This window comes from Nodosilinea sp. LEGE 06152, from assembly GCF_015207525.1.
Lineage (GTDB): Bacteria > Cyanobacteriota > Cyanobacteriia > Phormidesmidales > Phormidesmidaceae > Nodosilinea.
Genome location: NZ_JADEWR010000022.1, coordinates 125,256 through 142,744 on the forward strand (window position 1 = coordinate 125,256; position 17,489 = coordinate 142,744).

The window sequence follows — 17,489 nt, forward strand, 5'->3', positions numbered from 1 at the left end:
TAGCCTGCTCTAGCGTTTTACCAGGTTCGTTTTAGCTTCCCGCGTGACCGACATGGTTACCTTAAAATCTCCCTTTGCCAACGCCAGGATAAATTACCCATGAGCCAGGAAGAAGCCTACAGCACCGCCACCTTGCCGCCCGAGGAGCCTACCCCGGTCGATCCAGAAGCTCTGGTTACTACCTACGCCGACAGCTTAATTACCGATCTGTTTGACGATGTCGACAAAATTTTAGACGGCGATGAAGACGCCCTGGCTGCGGTAGAAGCGTCTCCTGAGCCTGCCTCCACGGCGCTTGCGCCGATTGTAGATATTCCGGCCGAGTCGGCAGCCCCCCCCACCGCCGATACCACGCTGGCTCCGGTGGGCAGCGCCATCGACTTCTTCCACGCTGACGATGCTAGCCAGGCCCCGCCTTCAGCCCCGACCAAAACTCGCTTTGGCAAGCTGTTCGATCGCATGCTGCTGGCCATTACGGCCCTGTCGCTGATGGGCGTAGGCGGGCTGCTGTGGTTTGGTCAGCAGGGCAATCGACTTTCGTTTGGGCGACCGGCAGCGGAGACCGCAGCCCAGCAGTCGGACGAAGAATTTTTGGCCTATCTTCAGCGATCGCTAGAGGTGATTTCTGGCAAAGTCGATCGCGGTGAATTGGGCACTACCGCTGTTGCTCAGGCTCCAAACGGGGTTGCTGTGCCCACCCCGCCTATGCTGCCACCTCTGGGGGCTGGCGGCACCGTAGGCAGTCTGGGCACTGGCCCCGTCAACGTGATCGAGCGGGTCTACATTCCCTACCAGACGGCGGCCCAACAGCAGGCGGCGGGTGCCCCTACGCTGGTACCGCAGCCGGGGGCGACGGCCCCTGCTCCAGCAGCCCCGACGGCCCCGGCGGCTCCGCCCCAGAGCACAGCGGCGGCTCCCCTAGTTCACGCCCTAGTGGGAATTTTAGAACTGGGCGATCGCTCAGCCGCCCTGTTTGAGATCAACGGCGTTTCGCAGCGGGTCTACATCGGCGAACGCGTCGGCAGCAGCGGCTGGAGTCTAGTGTCGGTTTCCAACGAAGAGGCGGTGGTTCGCCGCAACGGCGAGGTGCGATCGATCTTTATTGGCCAACGATTCTAGGCGACGTTATGGAGGTGCGACTGCTGCCGCTGGCTGGTCTTCTGTTTGCGGGGCTGGTTGCCTGCACACCAACCGCCGAGCGGGTTGAGGACGGTACGGCTGACTCGCGATCGCCCACTCCCGAATCACCTGCGACTGATACCTCAGTCGCCCCTGCGCCCCAGACAAACACCCTTGAGGTCAACGCATTTACGCTAGATGAGCTATTTGCTCAGGACGGCGGCGGTTGCGGCATGACCCTCTGGCAGCAGTCCGAGGGCTCACCACCAGAGGGGTTTCTTTTCTTTAATGGTCTGGCTCAGCCCCCAAATAGCAGCTTTACCCTGATGAAAATTAACGGGGAATTTGTCCGCTTTCGCCGCACGGCAGCAGCGGGGGAAGAGTTCTACGGGCAGCAGACCTCCCAAACCTTTGTCAGCCAGAACGATGACATTCAGCTCCAGGTCGACACCACCCTCGGCCAACCCGGAGAAATTGAATCGGTAGCGGTCGAAGGCACCCTACAGCTTCAGCAGAACGGTAACACTCTAGCGATTCCTGTACAGGGCGATGCGGGCTGCTAAGTTCGCTGATTGCTCGGCCACCCTAAGCTAAAGCCCGCACCTCGCAGGGGCGAACGGTTGTTCGTCCTTAGTGATTCGCCCTCAAATGTGGCTGTTCAATTAAGATGCGCGCGGCTGGTCTACTGGGCTTCGGCAACCAGAGTTTCCCAGGCTTGCACCACGGCCTGTAGAGCGACCGGGGCATCGGCGATCGCCAGGTCGATGTATTCGCTCTGAGCAGATTGAGTTGAGAGCCGCACCGTAGGGTAGTCGGCAAAGGCGGCATCGGTGATGTAGCGCATCCGGTTCAGGTTAGGGAAGCGCTGGTCCTCTAGCACCTGCTGAAAAGCCTCTAGCTGCTCGGGGGTCACCTGACTGTCGGCCACCAGGGTAGACCCTTCGGTCTGCAGCAGTCGCCCATCGCTATACAGGGTGATGGCCTGTTGTCTACCGGCCAGGCTGCCGCTAACGACTGAGCGAAAGACATAGGCTTCCGGGGTTTCAGTGGGTTGCCCCTCAACCTGGGGAATGAAGTCGGTAATCAGACTGTTTTGGCTGCCGCTGGCGGTAGAGTTTTGTACCGCCTGCTGGCCATCTTCACGGGTGTGGTAGACCCAGCTTTGCTCGCCATCGGTAACTACCAGACGCAAACCCGAAATGGCGATCATGGTGCACATCTGATCGGGCACGTAGATGCCCATGCAGCCATCCCAGGTGGCGGTTTCGGCGGCGGCAATCCGCAGGTCAGCAACGGGGCGATCGACGTCGGCAGCGACGGTTTGCAGAATGGTTTCTCGCACCTCTGGCGTCAGCACGTCATCCACCTGGCCCAATTCTCCGCTGTAGGGAGGAACTTCTGAGTTTGAGGGAGATTCGACGGTTTCGCCTGGGGTGGCCCCAGAATCTGGCAGGGGGGCACAGGCCACTGCGCCGACAGCCGTAGTGCCGAGGGCAAGCAGACCCACCAGCGCCATCAGAGTTTTGGTTTTGAAGGTGAAAGAAGTCATAGTTTTAATCCCCACAGTTTCAAGACGTTGTGTAGTTTCATCACCATAGCCAGCCCCAGAGAACCCGTAGCCCCGGTTACAGATTTGGTTACGGGGCAAAGCAGACGAGTCAAACGCGGGGAACTCGTCCCAAAGCCTGTCTGTATATCATCAATGTGTAGGGGCATTGCAGTGCAATGCCCCCTACCAGCGATCGGTTAGGAATCAGAGTTTTGGCAGCCCGATTCGGTACCCATTCGGTGAGGAATTAGACCGTCACAGTTCCTCGCGGGGGGCAAACGACCGTTTGCCCCTACGTAGATTCGGGCTGTTATTCAGCAGAGGATTACTGCACCAGGCTGCTGTAGGGCTGCCAGATCTGCATCCGCTGTCCATCAGCCAGCAAAAACTGCCCATCGGGACTGAACTGAAACTGGCCTACGCCATGGATTTGCTCTAGAGATTGCCCGGTCGCCACATCCCACAGGGTGAGGCCCTGTCGGGGAATTGGCTCACTTTCGACTAGGGGCAGCAGCAGGGTGCTGGCAGCCAGGGTTTGGCCGTCGGGGCTAAAGGCCACTTCGCCCAGGTTCGTCGGCTGCACCGGGTGCCCCACACTCTGATTGAGCGTCAGGGTATGAGCGGTGGCGTAGGTCTGCAGGTTCCACAGGCGGGCGGTGGTGCCGTCGCTGGTGGCGAGGCGCTGAGAATCTGGACTAAAGGCCAGGTCTCGAACGGGGGCGCTGTGGCCTTTGAGGGTAATCTGGCGTGCCCCGGTGCGGGCGTTCCAGAGTTTGACGCTATTGTCGCTGTCAGCGGTGGCCAGGGTCTGACCGTTAGCGCTAAAGGCGAGGGGCATCGGTGGGTAGAGGTTGGTGGCCCGGTTGACCAGGGTGCGCACCAGCTGCCCGGTGGTGGCATCCCACAGCTGTAGAGTGTTGTGCTGGGTGGCGGTGGCCAAGCGCTGCCCGTCGGGGCTAAACAGCAGGGTATTTACTATGCCATCGGCGGCGTTGGTGGACATGGTTCGCAGCAGCTGCCCGGTTTGCAGGTTCCAGAGCTTGATCGTGTTGTCGGAGCTGGCGCTGGCCAGAGTTTGACCGTTGGGGCTGATTGCGATCGCGCGTACTGCGTACCTATGCCCCTCAAAAATTCGCGCCTGCTCGCCCGTCATTGTCGACCACAGCCGCACCACGCCGTAGGACATGCCTGCGGCCACGTACTGGCTATCGGGGGTAAAGGCGACGGCGTTGACCACATCACCGACGATGCGATCGCCCTCCGTCGGGGGCTCCTGGGCCGGGGTGCCCTGAGACGAGGCTTCTAAAGCTGGCCCCCTGTGCAGAGTCACAATGCGGTTGCCGCGCTGGGCATTCCATAGGGCCAGCGCGCTTTCGCCCGGTGTGGCGCAGGAGCGCTCGTAGCTGTAGCTGCCGATCGCAATCACCGCCCCGTTGGGGCTAATCGCCGACGACACCGCTCGCACCGGGCACTGCGACTCGGCGTAGAGCGACTTGAGATCGATCGACCGGGCCAGCTGCGCCCGCTGCCACGAGCCTGCCTGCGGTGTGGGGATGTCGATCGCGGTTGCCACCCAGTTGAACAGCAACGGTATGTAGCGGGTAAACCGCTCACCCTGCACGTACATAGCGTCGATGGTGCAGCTGCCGCAGCTCTCAACCGACATCAGCTTTGAAATTTGCGCCCAGCTCACCCCCGCCCAGGGCAGATGGCCCACCGGCGCATTGAGGGAGTAGTTGATTTCCATCTCGGTGAGCCAGTCTCCAGCTATAACGGTGGGGTCTTCCACACCGGGGGGGCGAGTCCAGCCGACGCGATCGCCAAAGACCTTGGCCGCCACCGCCGAATCCACCGGATTTTGCTCCCTCGCCTCCTGCCAAATCTGCTGCTGCACGCTGAAGCCAAACCGGCCGCCGCTGGCCTCTACCCAAAGCTGGTCGAGGGTTTGCAGCACCTCGGGCGGAATGTTGGTGGCCAGGGGAGTGCCTAAAATATCGCCGTTGGGATGGATCCAGGGGTCTAAAATTCGCCGTGTTTCGGCATCGGCAGCTCGCCAGTTTTGGGCAACCAGGTGCGATCGCAGGGCTCCAAAATCTACCGCCTGGGCCTGGGCCCAGTTGACTCGCTGTCCAGTGGGGTCAACCTGAGCCCGCACCGCTGTGCCCATTGGCCCGGCGACAGTAGCCGCCAGCGCCAAACCCAAACCAAAATACTTCAAACTTTTCATACCTGCTCCTTCAAGGGGGAATAAGGCCCCACTAACCAAAGTCCTGTGATCAGGCCGTAGACGGCCCAGCCTAAGCCCTGTACCAAACCCACTAGCGTCTGCGGCAGGCTCTGGCAAAAGGCTGCACACAACGCGGCACCAACGCCGCCGATCGCTGCGCCACCGAGCAGGCTGACCACAAGCCAGCCCCATACTTGGCGATTTTCCTGGGCGAGAACACTACGCCCAACGCGGTGGCTCAAGATCAGCATTTGGGCGATCGCCATGCCCCAGATCATCAGTGGTCCGATGACCACAACCAGCCAAAACACCTCCCACAGGCCAAAGGTGCGCCAGAGGGCATCGGCCACCGGGGTATAGATGCCCTGCATCAGCGATTGCAGAAAGGTGCTGACAATCCAGCCCAGGGCACTGGCCAAGGGCCACCAGCGAAAGCCGCCCATGGGCCTTAGTACAAACCACTGCAGCGATCCCACAATGGCTCCAGTTAAGATCAAAGAGGCCATAAATTGCAGGCCGTTGTTTTCTAAAAAGCCGGCAAAAAAGCCGCCCACCAGGTTGGCCAACACCCAGGCCGCCAAAAATATAGCCGCCTGAGACCTGGAGGCGATCGCTCGATGAGAGGTAGACGCGCTCACAGCCGCAGCCCCTGAATAATGGTGGCTAGATGAGGTTCAAACGCTTCCAACGCCGCCTCATCGGAGAAAGACCCGCTGGGGTCGCCGCTAATCACCCCGGTGGCAAAGACGTACACCTGGTCACCATCGGTAGCCACATAGCCTATGCCCCGGTCGAATAGCGCCCCGTTGGGGTGGGCGACAGTGTAGCCGTAGCGCAGCCCCGGCAGCGAGCCGACATTGATATCTTCTGGGGAGTCACCTGTAAAGGTGAGGGCCGGGTCAGCCACCTTGCGATCGCCCTCAATGGCTGCGTAGTGGTCGGCCACCCAGGCCTGTAGAAACTGCCGCTGAGACTCCGCTGTAACCGGGGCACCGCCCTGGAGATTGACATCGCTGATGGAGTGGCTAAAGCGTTCTACGCTGCCAATCAGCTCGCCATTCGCCTCCACACACAGCAGCACTTCATTGTCGCAGGGCTCAACCTGCCAGTTTTCAGGAGCCGAAATTGGCCCCAAAATACCGGCCCAGCCAGTCGCAGAGGCGGCCGGTTCGGTGATGCCTGCCCCAGTTTCGGGCGGTGGCTCTGGCTGCGGTGCCATCGGCGGCATACCCGTGCAGGCGATTAAGACATTTGAGACTAAAACTATCCCAGCCAGGGCTGGATATCGACGTAAAAAGCTCATGGTGTTTAGGGTTGAGAGTAGCTCTAGAACCTCGCCGCCGCTGCCTAATACGGACGGGGCAAGGCACAGGGGCCGGGAAAGTAGATGGTTACTGCCTTCCGACCTGAGACGACGCGTCTGAAACGGGCGAGAGCAATACCATTACGGTACTTCAGCGGAATCCAGCGCCATTTCGCACGGTATGACAAAATTTTGCTGTGCCCGTTTCTATGATCTCCGGCGTCTGAATGTCGTTGAGAATGGTTACCAGAACTGAAACGCGAAGGCCAAGGCTGACCCACATTGGGGGCCACAGCGGGGCAATCGCACCAAGCCATCTCAGGGCGGTCGTGAGTAGCCAAGCTCAGTGGAGTGCCATCTGCCAACAGCTGGGCCGGGCCGAGGTATCTCTCAGGGGTTAGATGACCCGCGAGCTGCATCTTCTTTAGGATGAACCCCTAAATTGAAGCAAGAGGGGAAATTTTGGCATGAAAAAGCTTATAGGTCACCTGGGGCTGACCGCCGTTTTAGCGGCTCTCTCGCTGCCCGCTGGAGCCCAAACTGGGCCAGACGCGATCGCCGAACTGTTGGACGCCGAGGGCAACCGAGTTGGCACGGTTGAGTTTACAACAGTGGAAGATGGCGTACAAATTCAAACGCGGCTAGAAGGCTTTGACGCTGCCGTAACCGACGAAGTCAGGGGCGAGCACGGCCTGCACATCCACGAGACTGGGGAATGCACCGCGCCCGATTTTTCCTCCGCTGGGGGGCACTTTAACCCAACGGCAGCAGCCCACGGCCTGCTCCAACCCGACGGCCCCCATGCCGGAGACCTCCCCAATATTTGGATTGAGGCCGACGGCAGCGCCGACTACACCGTAACCACCAACCTGATTACGCTAGAGGCAGGCGATCGCAGCCTGTTCGACAGTGACGGCAGTGCCGTTGTCATTCACTCGGGGCCTGATGACTACCTCACCGATCCGGCAGGCGATAGCGGCGATCGCTTGGCCTGTGGCGTAATTGTGCCCAATCGGTAGAGTTATCCTCAGCCCACCTCACGAATTGCGAAAGCGAAATGCCAGTAGCGAAGGACGCAGACAAAGGTAGGCAAGCGGGCCAAAGAGGGGCACCCAGGCTATTAGCCAAAACAGCTGAGAGTTTGGCGACAGCCCCCGCCGCGCCATGTCATCCTGCAACAGCGTTGGGTAAGGAAACAGCACACAAAACAAGCCAAAGGCAATGCTCATGCCGTGGACAAAGCGATTGGTCAAAAATGCTTGCACAAAGCCAGCCCAGTCGCCCCATAAAAGGGCAAAAAGCACCAGGGCGATCGCGCTGATAGTTAAAATTACACCCGTCGTGCGCGAGTCGAAAATCGCAAGCCCAGGGTCTGAGTCGCCGCTAAACTCCTGATTGGGCTGACGCAGAGCCAGGTAGGGAATTAGGGCAATTACACCCGTGGCGACCGACCCCAGCATAAACAACCAGGCTGGAAGCGACTGCATTCTGCCATCTATAAAAATTAGACTGCTATAGATCAGCAGCCAAATTCCAACTAGGCTAAACATCGACAGAAGCACGGGATTAATTGCTGGAATCTGCCCAGCTAGGAGCGACTGAATCGGTTGAAACGCATCGGCTGGTAAGGGGGGTGCAAAAAACAGTACATAAACAATAAAGCCGAGCCAGATCAGCCACAGCGTCAGCGTTCGAATCATGATGTTTGGCCTCGTTTCATTCTGTTTAATTGTTGAGGCCAATGAGGGGCAGAAACACCTGCCAAAGATAGATTGATGATCGAAACCAAACGACGGACAGATTTTGGGGCTGAAAGTTTTTTGCACCTCCACACAAACCTAACCAACGGTTGCAGACTAGGGATTGATCCGTTGCTTAGGAATTTGGCAAAAGACCTTGTCAGCGCTGAAGGCACTGTATCGGCACTCGTTTAATGCTAAAGGCACACCGACTTGGTTTAAGCCAGAGTCTCCATCAGCCAGCCCATAAGGATGGTATCGTCTTCGGTTTGCGATCGCCCCAACGCCTCTTCAACCAGCGCTAGTTCCAGCCCTGGCAACACCCCCGACACTCGGATTTGTCGGCTACCCCCCTCAGCCACAGCAAAGGCCAGCACCTGCTGTTCTGCTACATTCACCACCCAGTATTCGCCTACCCCTAACCGCTCATAGAGCAGTCGCTTAGCCCCCAGGTCGTCTTTGGAAGAGCTGCCGCCAATCTCAATCGCCAGCGTCGGCGGGCCAAAGACGTTGACATCAATGGGTGGATTGTCCTGAGGTGGGAGCTGAAAATCCAGCCCAATGTAGAAGGCGACATCCGGCTGGCAGCCTCGCTCTCCAGTTTTATGGAAACTGCCGTTAATGAATTTGGCAATCCGAATCTTGCGTACTACAGCGAAAATACTGACAACATCCATAGCAACCGAATTTTGCCGCGCATGCCCACCACCTAAAGGAGCCATCTCAATCCTCATGTAGCCGTTGTCGAAGTAGCCTCGGCCTTCGTCGTAGGGAGCAGTGTCCAGGCTGGCGACGAAATCGTCCCAGGTGGCTTTGACCCAGGTATCGGTTTGTAGAGCGGTTGAAGTGGAGGGTGCAATGGTGCAAAATTCCCTCGGTGCAGGATGGCTAATGACATTGATCTTAACCGATGCGTGGCGGTGCCTTGGCTTGTGATGATTTGCGCCACACTACCTGGTGGCTCCCGCCATTTGGCTCCGTAGTGAGCACCCTAAAGCTGAGTCAATTGCACCTGAACCACGCCGACCGATCGGTAAAAACTTTAAGATAAGTAAAGACTCTACCTGTCGCTGGGAGCTGAACTATTTCGTGCAACTTGCTCATCGTCCAACCGATGGTTGGGCTGAAAATTCTTCATCGGGCTCCGTCGTGCTGGATACCCGCAATCTCTCCAAGGTATACGGGCGGGGCAAACAGCGGTTTGAAGCGGTGCAACAGGTCTCGCTGACCCTGCGCCAGGGCGAGGTGCTGGCCTTTTTAGGCCCCAACGGAGCTGGCAAGACCACCACCATCAAAATGATCGCTGGTCTGGTGCGCCCCACCCAGGGGCAAATTACCGTAGCCGGAGAAGACCCCCACCGCCAGCCCCGCGCGCTGCGCCACATTGGGGCCGTACTGGAGGGCAACCGCAATTTGTACTGGCGCTTGACACCAGAAGAAAACCTGGAATATTTCGGCGTTCTGCGACAGGTGCCCCGCAAGGTGGCCCACCGCCGAGGCCTGGAACTGCTAGCCCGGTTTGGGCTGGAGGAAAAGCGCCAGACCCCGGTGCAAAAGCTCTCTCGCGGCATGCAGCAAAAAGTGGCGATCGCCGTCGCCCTGATCCACAACCCAAAGCTGCTGCTGTTGGATGAACCCACCTTGGGGCTTGATGTGGAAGCCAGCGAAATGGTCAAAGCCCTGGTGCGCCAGATTGCCCAGGAAGGCCGTGCTGTGCTGTTGACCACCCACCAGCTCGATGTGGCCGAAGAACTCTCTGACCGGGTAGCGATCATTCGCCGGGGGCGCATCATTGCCGAGCAGTCTACCGAAGCCTTGCTGAGAGAATTTTCTAGTTCCACCACCTATCACCTGGAGGTGGAGGGCGATCTGTCGCCCCAGCAAATTCACACCGTGACCCAGCTAGGGGCAACGGTGCAGGGCAGGCAAATTACCTACGCTGGCACCCCCGAACATCTCTACGGGCTGCTGGGGGCGCTGAGCCCGGTGCCGCTGGTGTCGGTGCAGCGCGATCGCGCCGACCTCACCCAAGTATTTCTCAAACTGGTCAACGACCACTCAGATTCTTCCCATGCCCATGATTGATCTACTGCACGCCGAACTCAAGCGCACCTGGATTCAGTTCATTCGCTATCCCACGGAGGTAATCTCGGGGATTGTCATCATCATGGCGGTCTTCTACGGGCTGTTTGCCAGTGCCCAGTACATGGCCGGGCCGGGGTTTGCCTTCGGCGATCGCCTCGATGCCGTGGTGCTTGGCTACGCTATGTGGACCCTGATTATTTCCGTCAACAACGACATCGCCATCAATCTACAGATCGAAGCCGAAACCGGCACCCTGGAGCAGGTTTTTCTCTCCCCCTACGGGGCACCGCGAGTATTCTTGGCCCGAGCCTTTGCCAGCCTGGCCCTGCGGTTGGTCATTCTGGTGGTGGTGTTGCTGCTGCTGATGGGGCTCTCCGGCAGTCGCCTGGCCTTTCCGCCCCTGCTACTGCTGCCGCTGGCTTCGCTGCTGCTGGCCGGGTATGGGCTGGCCTTTTTGATGGGGGCGGCGGCGCTGGTGTTCAAACGGGTGCAGCAGGTTTTGGGGATTTTTCAGTTTCTGCTGCTGTTTCTGCTGGCCGCCCCCCTAGAAGAAGCCACTGGCCTGATGCAGTACCTGCGGTTTCTGCTGCCCATGCTGCCCAGCACCGGCCTGCTGCGCGACCTTATGGCCCGAAGTCTGGGTCTAGACTGGTTCACCTACGGTCTGGCCCTGCTCAACGGCATCGTCTACTTTGCCCTGGGGCTGCTGGTGTTCCGCTGGGCCGAAGCCACTGCCAAGCAGCGCGGTTCCCTGAGCGGTTACTAGACTTATAACCCCGATTCATCCGCCATACCCCTGGGGCATTGCAGTGCAATGCCCCTACAAAGCGGGGTTAAGGAGTGACCGGGCGAATGGGACCGTTGTAGAGAACCTCAAAGGTGCGGTTGGGGTTTATCAGCACCTCTGTTTCAAACGAGAAGACGGGGTTGCCGTTGATACTGCGATCTTCGGGGCGAAAGCCCTTGAAGGTAAACAGCAGGGAACCATCCTCATTGATCACCACGGGGGCGGTTGCCGTGGGGCCGTGCATAGCGGGCTCGGCCATGTAGTTCCCCAGTCCCCCATTGGCGGTTTCGGCAGCCGCGCGGGCTATGTTTCTGCCTCGCAGCAGGAAAAGTGGGTCTACGTCGCCCTGGGGCGAGGAAGTAGCGGGGTCAGCGGGGGCCTGGGCAGGGGTGCTGGTCGGGGAAAGGCCCACTACACCTAGGGCGAGGGCTAAGACTAACCAGTATCGCATTGCAGAATTGATTAAAGGACAGGACGATATCTCACACTGTTTCTCTAAATGGCTACTACATCCCTGAAGCAGGGGTTGGGGTAGTGGATATCTAGAAAATAGTATGACGGCAGAGAAAACTGCCGGGCACCCGACCTAACTATAGCGATTGTAGGTAGAGAGCAGGGCGGGGGTTAGGCCAGTTTATAGCCGATGCCCCATGCCTACTCTCTCCGCATAACCTTTTTAATAGAACGAACGGCGTCTGCCCGATAGCATCTTGTAGCCAAACCCCATCGCTGTAAGGGCCAAGAAGAATTGCCACAGGCTGGTTGGATTCAAGATGGCACGACTGCTAGCGAACACGCAGACAATACCAAACGCGACGGCTACCCACCCAAAAGGTTTGAGATCTGACGGCAAAAATACCAGGGCAAACACGCCAATACAGAGAGAAATAACGGATAGGTCGGCGGCAATGCCTCGCCACCAAGGATAAGCATGGGTCGTAAACACGATGTTTTTGCCCAAGAAGTAAATGCCCAGCAAAATCAAAGCCAGACCCAGTACGTAAGAGAGAAATCGCATTGTAGTTGCCCTATAGACCTAAATAGAAAGGGGTAAAACTGGTTAACGCTCAGTTCGGTCGCTGTAATTGGGTGCCTGCATACTCCAAGCGATTAGCAGAGGCAGGCCGATACCAACAGCAAGATTGACGAACAGCCACAGATAGGAGGTTGAGCCACTAAATCCTCGAATGTAAAAGCCTCGGCGGGTTGACGATAGCAACGCATCCCAAATGAGGGGAGCGCTGATGCCAATAGAAAGGCCGATCGCCCCGTCGCGGACCCAATTAGCTAAAGACTTTTGCCACTGGGCCAGCCGAGATTGCTGCATCAGCCAAACCCATCCGCCCAGGGCTGCCATAGGTATCAACACCGAATGGAACAGCCAGCTGCGATGGATTAGGAATTTAAAGCCTGTCCACTGGTAAAGAGGTATATCCCAGTCGAGAAAGGCCATATAGAAGAAGGTGCCGCTGAGGATGGGGATGCCCAGATTGCGAAAAAAGAATAACCCGCTTGCCCCCCAGACCAGCATGATCAAGAAACAAATCGGGTTGATGGTTTGAGCACTGTTGCGAGCGTAGCGCTCCAGCACCCACCAAAAGGCTATACCAGTCGCAATGCCAACACCAAAATGAAGCAGCTTGTCCCAAAGAGCAGGCATGGGTAGATGAGTGTGGAGGGAATCCCTAAAACGTTATACAAACCGAGTTTCAGGATTCCCAAAATTTCTACTCTCTTGGCAAATACTTTACCAACGCTTTCATCACCTCGTCGAAGCCGAACTGAAGGGGGCGATCGGCATTGGGGGCACTGAGGAAGTCTGTCCACTCGAAGATTTCGGCAAAGCCAAGCTGGTGCAGGGCAACAACAATAGAGCTGACGGAGCGCTTGCTGCCGATGACGAGAATTTTGACGGGTTCGCGATCGGGGTGAGGGTAGCTGTGGAGTTTGAGGGTGAGTTCAAGGTGAACTGGGCCAGCAGATTCGGGGTCTAGGATGCGGGCACTATAGTGGGCGGTAGGGTTGGATGACATAGAAAGCTCCGGCTTTAGCGTCAACAGATTGGATAACACGAGTATAGTAGCCGGATTGGACGCCGTCAACAGTTGGGATTTCGTCTACCGAATGGACATTTACGTGGTTATAGTCCTCTGACACCATGAAGGCATGGGAAAAGCAGGCCAGGTACTCAGGCAGGTGCTTGAGGAATACGAGGTGAGCCAATACAGCCTTGCGGCGGCTCTCGATATTGAACGCAACAGCGTCTACCGATGGGCAAACGAGAAACGTGACCCATCGGCTGAAACAGTGCTGGAGATTGTCAGAGCGCTTAAAGAACTTAAGCCAGAAGCCGCCAAAGCCTTTGTGGAACGCTATTTAGGCGAAGAAACCAAAGACATTTGAAACATATCGCTGAACCTTAATGTCCATAGATGGTAAGGCGATCGCGGGCGATCGCTTGCAAGAAGTAGGGGTTTTTGGCGGCGGCAAGGTCAACCAAATCTACGGTGCGACCTAGGACTGTAGATAACCCGTGCTTTAAGCCAAAGAAGCGATCGGCGGCACCCTCTGGGGTGTTGGTAGCGAACTCGACTAGAAAATCAAAATCGCTAGTCTGGGTATCGAAGGTAGGCCGGGTGGCGGAGCCAAAGAGGTCGAGCCGAGCGACCTGGTTGAGGCGGCACAACTCTGCAATTTGAACCTGCTTGCATTTGACTAATTCAGTGGCGGTTATATCCACGGTCGGGCTATTGATTAATCAGAGGCTGTAGAGATTTAGCTGCTTTAATTGTAACAACTGTGTTGGTGTGGAAAGTAAATGAGTATGGTAGGCACCGCCCAACATGCATCTTGGCAATCTAATGGGAACCCTAAATTTTTCACTCTTAGCCTTGCAAGGTAGCGGCGCATTGTCCCAAGATATTAGTCTATTGCAGCAAAGGTGGCGAGAAAGCAATGTATTGCAGCGGTGATTTTGGAAGTGCCAAATCCGCCATGAGGCCGACTGAGCGGAGCTTTTGAACATTATTTTTAATAAAACCTAGTGAAGCATGGATTGGTGTGGTGTCAGCACGAGTGGAAGCTGTCGGTGTTTTGCGAGGGATGGAATGCATAGGAAAGATTGGGGTTTGAAGATGTCGATTGTGTTAGGGAATAGCAAGGGTTAAATGGTGAGTAACGCCCATCTTATTGAATAAGATTGTACCCTTTACCAGCAAGAGTACTTTCTACAACAATTAAAGGCATCATTCTCTTCAAAAAATAAATAGTCGCTCTCTCTTGAACGAACAATATAATTACAAGAGATGCAAAAGAAGCCAGCAGATCTAGACGATGAAAAACCCACGCGCCATTGGAATATCCTAATGAGAATGAAAAAATAAACGCTGAAATCGATGCAATTAAAATAGACATTGAAAATGCTCCAACGCTATGATACCTGTAAAGCTTTTTTTCTCCATCCTCTATATCTTTTTGCACACCTTTAACGATAAATAAATTAATGGCTTCGTTCTCGGACCTTAGATGACTTGACTCTTGGATTCGAGCGTTAATTCGAGCTTCTAGGTTTATTCTATGCCCGACAAAGTTAAACCATTTGTCTTTAACCATTTGATAAGAGTAGTGTGTCAAGTATGCAGCGATCACCCCAACCAAAAAATCCCTGACTAAAACTTGACTTATGGGACCAGTTGAAAAATCAAAAAATGAAACAATTTTGTATGCTAGCAAGTTCCCCCAAAGTCCTTCGCTGGCACTCCAAGAAACGATGCAAAGCATAAAGAATATGGTAAAAACAACCATCTTAGGGGCGAGCAGGATGGTTATCTCTTCTAGATATGCTTTTTTTATTTCAGCAATAAAATCATCCATTCTCCTGGTTCCACTTAAAATTAATTTTTAGCCCATAAACTTCAAGAAGTATACGTCTCCTGAAGTAACATCATATGTTCCACTCTCAATAACTGGAGCAGCAATAAACTGAAACTGTTCGCCTTTTCTTCCTATGAAAGGCGAAAAATAAACCAATTCATCCAGGTCGGAGAAAAACACATTCATCTGTCGCCTTGATATAGTGTTATAAACTTTTGCTTTGAGATTGTTGTCTGCTGAAATTAATGTTGCAGACAAAATAAAGGGTTCTCCTAAGGTTTTATGAGAAATAATTTTACCAAATCTTTCGGCAATAAATGCATTGAATGAAAATGTATGCAATTCATCCCCTTTCATGGAGAATTCAATTATGCCGTCACCTTCATGTTTTCGAATAGGCACTATTGCCTGGTCAATGTATTTGTTGATTGATCTGTCTCCGAAATCACCTAGAATCTTGCCTCCTGGGTTTTCAACAAAATTTGCGTAACTCGGGACAATAGAATCTCCCCTCGCCTCTAAAATTCTTCTTTGGGTAATTACCTGTTCTTTTACATCCGAGAGTTTCAAATCTCCCTCTTGAGCAGCTTTCTCATACGAAGAAAGCAAAGATTTAATGAGACGATTTACAGAAGGGATTAGATCGGAACTAAGCTCAACGAATTTGAATCCAACACTTGAGTACTCAATGTTCTCGAATAATAAAACTGCTCTAGCATAGTCGTCACTATGCATTTTTTCGTTCTTCCTAAGACCATTTCTTTGGACATCAAGATAGGCTCTTTCAAATGCTTTTTCTGTATAAAAAAGCGTGTGAGACATTATGCCCATTGGAACTTTTCTATCCTGAGCAAAATCTCCAGCAAATCTTACCTTTAAGGTCATGACAACAAGCTCACTATAAGACAGTGAAATATTTTTATAAGTAACAAATTTGATTTCAAGAGCTAATTTATGTACTTAGAGTTCATAAAAACAGGCTCCAAATTTAGTTTTTAATGAGAGGAAACTATATCTGAATTTGTTCAACATTCTCCTAATGAACCTTCCATCTCTTCCGATGCCATCCCAACCCCTCCAAGCTCGGCCTATATTCCCTCTGTCTCGGCAGCCTAATCACCTCTCCCCTAAACGCCAACATCTCCCGACTCTCCACCGCTGGCTCCTCCATAAACCGCTCCTGCGGAATCACAATTCGGTAATCGTCATCCACCCCAAACCAACCGTGGTCAAACGCCCAGTGGTGGTTCTTGCACAGCGCCAGCCCATTCACAAAGCGATCATCCCTAAACTCAGCAAACGGCTTAATGTGGGCACCATCCACAATGTCTTGCCCATCTGCGCTAATAATTCTCAATCCACAAAACGCGCAGCGCTGGTCATAAAGCGACACCACAATCTTGCGAAACGCCCCATTCCTGACAACAATATTTTCCTCATCCTTCAGGTCTTCGACCTTGTAAGTCGCCCCACCCTCCCGCAAAAGCTGAGTTTTCACCGACTCAAACTCATCGATTAATGATAGCTGCTCAATCTCATGCGATCGCCCCGCAAACCAGCTATCGATCAGCACCCGCAGCAGAATTACCCGCTGCCCTGGATCTTGCAAAATCGCAAACAGCTCCGGGTCGAGCCACGCATACTGCACAATGCGCCGCACCGCCGTCACCCCCTTGCGGCCCAACCCCGTCGGCGTTGCCGTTTCACTATCCGGGTAAAACGCCAGGTGCCAAAACCCATCCCCAGTTAAATGCACAAACGGCAGCGAAATATCAGACCGATGATCGGTTCTGACCAAACTGCGCCAATACTTCAGAAACGTCGAAATTAGCTCTGGCGACAGCGGCACCTGATTCAGCCGAATCTTGCCCTGCTCAATTAGCTCTATTACCGAAATCAACAGCACAGGCTTGTGTGGCGCAGCCCCACGCTCTCGATGCTTATTGACATTCAGCTTCGCAAACTTCTTGGCGTAGTATTGCAGGTCTTTTGGCATCGTTCAGCCAGAGGAGGCATCTGGCGCTAAGCTTCACTCAGCCTGTCCATCCAAATGGCGCAAGCCTCTCTAAAGTAGCCTCGCGAGTCTTGAAATTCACCCGTTAGTGAAATTTCCTTAATCTTAGCCAGTCGGCCCAAAAACCAGCGGCCTAGCAAAACAGCTAACAAACTCTCCCGGTAAGTGGCAGCTTGCCAACAATTAAACAGATTTTCATCTACGTAGGCGATCGCCTCCTTCACCTCCGCGATCGTCTTCAGCTTGAGCTTGGTCGATAGCACCGTTTCAAGTCTCTGCAGTACCGTGGGCGCGATCGCCCCCCGCCTTTTACCCCAGTTTTACCCCAATCGTGGCCACAGCCATGCCTAAAATTTGACTAAAAACAGCAACGGCGAGGGCTGCACTCCCATGTGCCCTCGCCGTTAGCTCAGAGAGTCTAGCCCCTCAATCTACCGATTTACCTCAAGGCGACACCCGGATTCGAACCGGGGGTGGAGGTTTTGCAGACCTTCACCCTTTGCCCTGCAACGTTTAACCTGTAGGGATTCTAGGTTTTGCTGTTGCAAACTTGCCTAAATAGTGACCTAAATTAGCGCTTTGATAGCCCTGCTGATAGGGCAAAATTCAAGTAAGTTCTTAGGGCAAATCTATGACCGCTTTTGCACCAGCTAACCTGCCTTCCAACGTGGACTCGCTAGAAAAGTTGGCCGTCTGGTCTCTTGGGGCTTTGTACTCGCTTCGGAAGAATGATCGCTATCAAGAGAGCGAAGCGGCCCCTGTGATTCCCGTGATCACATCCCAAGATGGTTTG

At 54.7% G+C, this 17,489-nt stretch carries 22 protein-coding genes; 6 read left to right on the plus strand and 16 right to left on the minus strand.

The annotated features are described in order from the left end of the window. Nucleotides 1–99: 99 nt before the first annotated feature. Nucleotides 100–1,119, plus strand: a complete 1,020-nt coding sequence (locus IQ265_RS23870) for a hypothetical protein (protein ID WP_194058241.1) — start codon at nt 100–102, stop codon at nt 1,117–1,119. A gap of 8 nt (nt 1,120–1,127) precedes the next feature. Next, a complete protein-coding gene (locus tag IQ265_RS23875; protein WP_194058243.1) occupies nt 1,128–1,682 on the plus strand; it encodes a hypothetical protein in 555 nt (184 codons plus the stop codon). Between the two features lie 119 nt (nt 1,683–1,801). Here IQ265_RS23875 and IQ265_RS23880 read toward each other — a convergent pair whose 3' ends face one another. From IQ265_RS23880 to IQ265_RS23895, 4 genes are all read right to left on the minus strand, one after another. Continuing rightward, nucleotides 1,802–2,668: a hypothetical protein gene (locus IQ265_RS23880; RefSeq protein ID WP_194058245.1), complete on the minus strand. Its 867-nt coding sequence runs from the start codon at nt 2,666–2,668 to the stop codon at nt 1,802–1,804. 325 nt (nt 2,669–2,993) lie between these two features. Continuing rightward, nucleotides 2,994–4,895: a GUN4 domain-containing protein gene (locus IQ265_RS23885; protein WP_194058247.1), complete on the minus strand. Its 1,902-nt coding sequence runs from the start codon at nt 4,893–4,895 to the stop codon at nt 2,994–2,996. Next, entirely contained in the window at nt 4,892–5,533 is a 642-nt protein-coding gene (locus tag IQ265_RS23890; RefSeq protein WP_194058249.1) for a hypothetical protein, read from the minus strand. Before IQ265_RS23890 ends, IQ265_RS23885 begins: the two co-directional genes overlap by 4 nt. Beyond that, nucleotides 5,530–6,198, minus strand: a complete 669-nt coding sequence (locus IQ265_RS23895; RefSeq protein ID WP_194058251.1) for a hypothetical protein — start codon at nt 6,196–6,198, stop codon at nt 5,530–5,532. The genes IQ265_RS23890 and IQ265_RS23895 overlap by 4 nt, the downstream gene beginning before the upstream one ends. Nucleotides 6,199–6,665: 467 nt before the next feature. Between IQ265_RS23895 and IQ265_RS23900 the strand changes: the two genes are divergently transcribed. Then, a complete protein-coding gene (locus IQ265_RS23900) occupies nt 6,666–7,217 on the plus strand; it encodes a superoxide dismutase family protein (RefSeq protein ID WP_194058253.1) in 552 nt (183 codons plus the stop codon). Nucleotides 7,218–7,235: 18 nt separating this feature from the next. Here the strand turns inward: IQ265_RS23900 and IQ265_RS23905 are convergent, their stop codons facing one another. Both IQ265_RS23905 and IQ265_RS23910 read right to left on the minus strand, forming a co-directional pair. Next, nucleotides 7,236–7,898: a hypothetical protein gene (locus tag IQ265_RS23905; RefSeq protein ID WP_194058255.1), complete on the minus strand. Its 663-nt coding sequence runs from the start codon at nt 7,896–7,898 to the stop codon at nt 7,236–7,238. A 257-nt stretch (nt 7,899–8,155) separates the two neighbouring features. Continuing rightward, nucleotides 8,156–8,839 carry a Uma2 family endonuclease gene (locus IQ265_RS23910; RefSeq protein WP_347405012.1) on the minus strand — a complete coding sequence of 228 codons (684 nt, stop codon included), beginning with the start codon at nt 8,837–8,839 and terminating at the stop codon, nt 8,156–8,158. A gap of 247 nt (nt 8,840–9,086) precedes the next feature. Between IQ265_RS23910 and IQ265_RS23915 the strand changes: the two genes are divergently transcribed. Together IQ265_RS23915 and IQ265_RS23920 are read left to right on the plus strand one after the other, a co-directional pair. Beyond that, on the plus strand, nt 9,087–10,022 hold the full coding sequence (locus tag IQ265_RS23915) for an ABC transporter ATP-binding protein (protein ID WP_194058257.1): 936 nt from the start codon (nt 9,087–9,089) through the stop codon (nt 10,020–10,022). After that, complete coding sequence (locus IQ265_RS23920) at nt 10,009–10,788, plus strand: ABC transporter permease (RefSeq protein WP_228038383.1); 780 nt, start codon at nt 10,009–10,011, stop codon at nt 10,786–10,788. The genes IQ265_RS23915 and IQ265_RS23920 overlap by 14 nt, the downstream gene beginning before the upstream one ends. Before the next feature lie 67 nt (nt 10,789–10,855). On the opposite strand, the gene IQ265_RS23925 is transcribed toward IQ265_RS23920, so the two are convergent. The 4 genes from IQ265_RS23925 to IQ265_RS23940 all read right to left on the minus strand — a co-directional run bounded on the left by IQ265_RS23925 (nt 10,856) and on the right by IQ265_RS23940 (nt 12,842). Further along, the gene (locus tag IQ265_RS23925; RefSeq protein WP_194058259.1) at nt 10,856–11,260 is read right to left on the minus strand and encodes a hypothetical protein; all 405 of its coding nucleotides are present in this window, start codon (nt 11,258–11,260) and stop codon (nt 10,856–10,858) included. A gap of 225 nt (nt 11,261–11,485) precedes the next feature. After that, on the minus strand, nt 11,486–11,827 hold the full coding sequence (locus IQ265_RS23930; protein ID WP_194058261.1) for a hypothetical protein: 342 nt from the start codon (nt 11,825–11,827) through the stop codon (nt 11,486–11,488). Nucleotides 11,828–11,869: 42 nt separating this feature from the next. Then, nucleotides 11,870–12,469: a hypothetical protein gene (locus IQ265_RS23935; protein ID WP_194058263.1), complete on the minus strand. Its 600-nt coding sequence runs from the start codon at nt 12,467–12,469 to the stop codon at nt 11,870–11,872. A gap of 67 nt (nt 12,470–12,536) precedes the next feature. Beyond that, nucleotides 12,537–12,842: a hypothetical protein gene (locus IQ265_RS23940; protein ID WP_194058265.1), complete on the minus strand. Its 306-nt coding sequence runs from the start codon at nt 12,840–12,842 to the stop codon at nt 12,537–12,539. Nucleotides 12,843–12,975: 133 nt separating this feature from the next. Between IQ265_RS23940 and IQ265_RS23945 the strand changes: the two genes are divergently transcribed. Further along, nucleotides 12,976–13,212 carry a helix-turn-helix transcriptional regulator gene (locus IQ265_RS23945; RefSeq protein ID WP_194058267.1) on the plus strand — a complete coding sequence of 79 codons (237 nt, stop codon included), beginning with the start codon at nt 12,976–12,978 and terminating at the stop codon, nt 13,210–13,212. A gap of 16 nt (nt 13,213–13,228) precedes the next feature. On the opposite strand, the gene IQ265_RS23950 is transcribed toward IQ265_RS23945, so the two are convergent. The 6 genes from IQ265_RS23950 to IQ265_RS23975 all read right to left on the minus strand — a co-directional run bounded on the left by IQ265_RS23950 (nt 13,229) and on the right by IQ265_RS23975 (nt 16,959). Next, nucleotides 13,229–13,549, minus strand: coding sequence for a nucleotidyltransferase domain-containing protein (locus IQ265_RS23950; protein ID WP_347405011.1), 321 nt, complete (start codon nt 13,547–13,549; stop codon nt 13,229–13,231). Nucleotides 13,550–13,736: 187 nt separating this feature from the next. Continuing rightward, nucleotides 13,737–13,922 (minus strand): hypothetical protein, encoded by a 186-nt coding sequence (locus IQ265_RS23955; protein WP_194058269.1) that lies wholly within the window; start codon nt 13,920–13,922, stop codon nt 13,737–13,739. A 73-nt stretch (nt 13,923–13,995) separates the two neighbouring features. Then, nucleotides 13,996–14,682, minus strand: a complete 687-nt coding sequence (locus tag IQ265_RS23960; RefSeq protein WP_194058271.1) for a hypothetical protein — start codon at nt 14,680–14,682, stop codon at nt 13,996–13,998. A 27-nt stretch (nt 14,683–14,709) separates the two neighbouring features. Continuing rightward, nucleotides 14,710–15,567, minus strand: a complete 858-nt coding sequence (locus IQ265_RS23965; RefSeq protein ID WP_194058273.1) for a hypothetical protein — start codon at nt 15,565–15,567, stop codon at nt 14,710–14,712. A gap of 151 nt (nt 15,568–15,718) precedes the next feature. Continuing rightward, nucleotides 15,719–16,678, minus strand: a complete 960-nt coding sequence (locus tag IQ265_RS23970; RefSeq protein ID WP_194058275.1) for an HNH endonuclease — start codon at nt 16,676–16,678, stop codon at nt 15,719–15,721. 26 nt (nt 16,679–16,704) lie between these two features. Next, complete coding sequence (locus IQ265_RS23975) at nt 16,705–16,959, minus strand: hypothetical protein (protein WP_194058277.1); 255 nt, start codon at nt 16,957–16,959, stop codon at nt 16,705–16,707. Between the last annotated feature and the right edge of the window lie 530 nt (nt 16,960–17,489).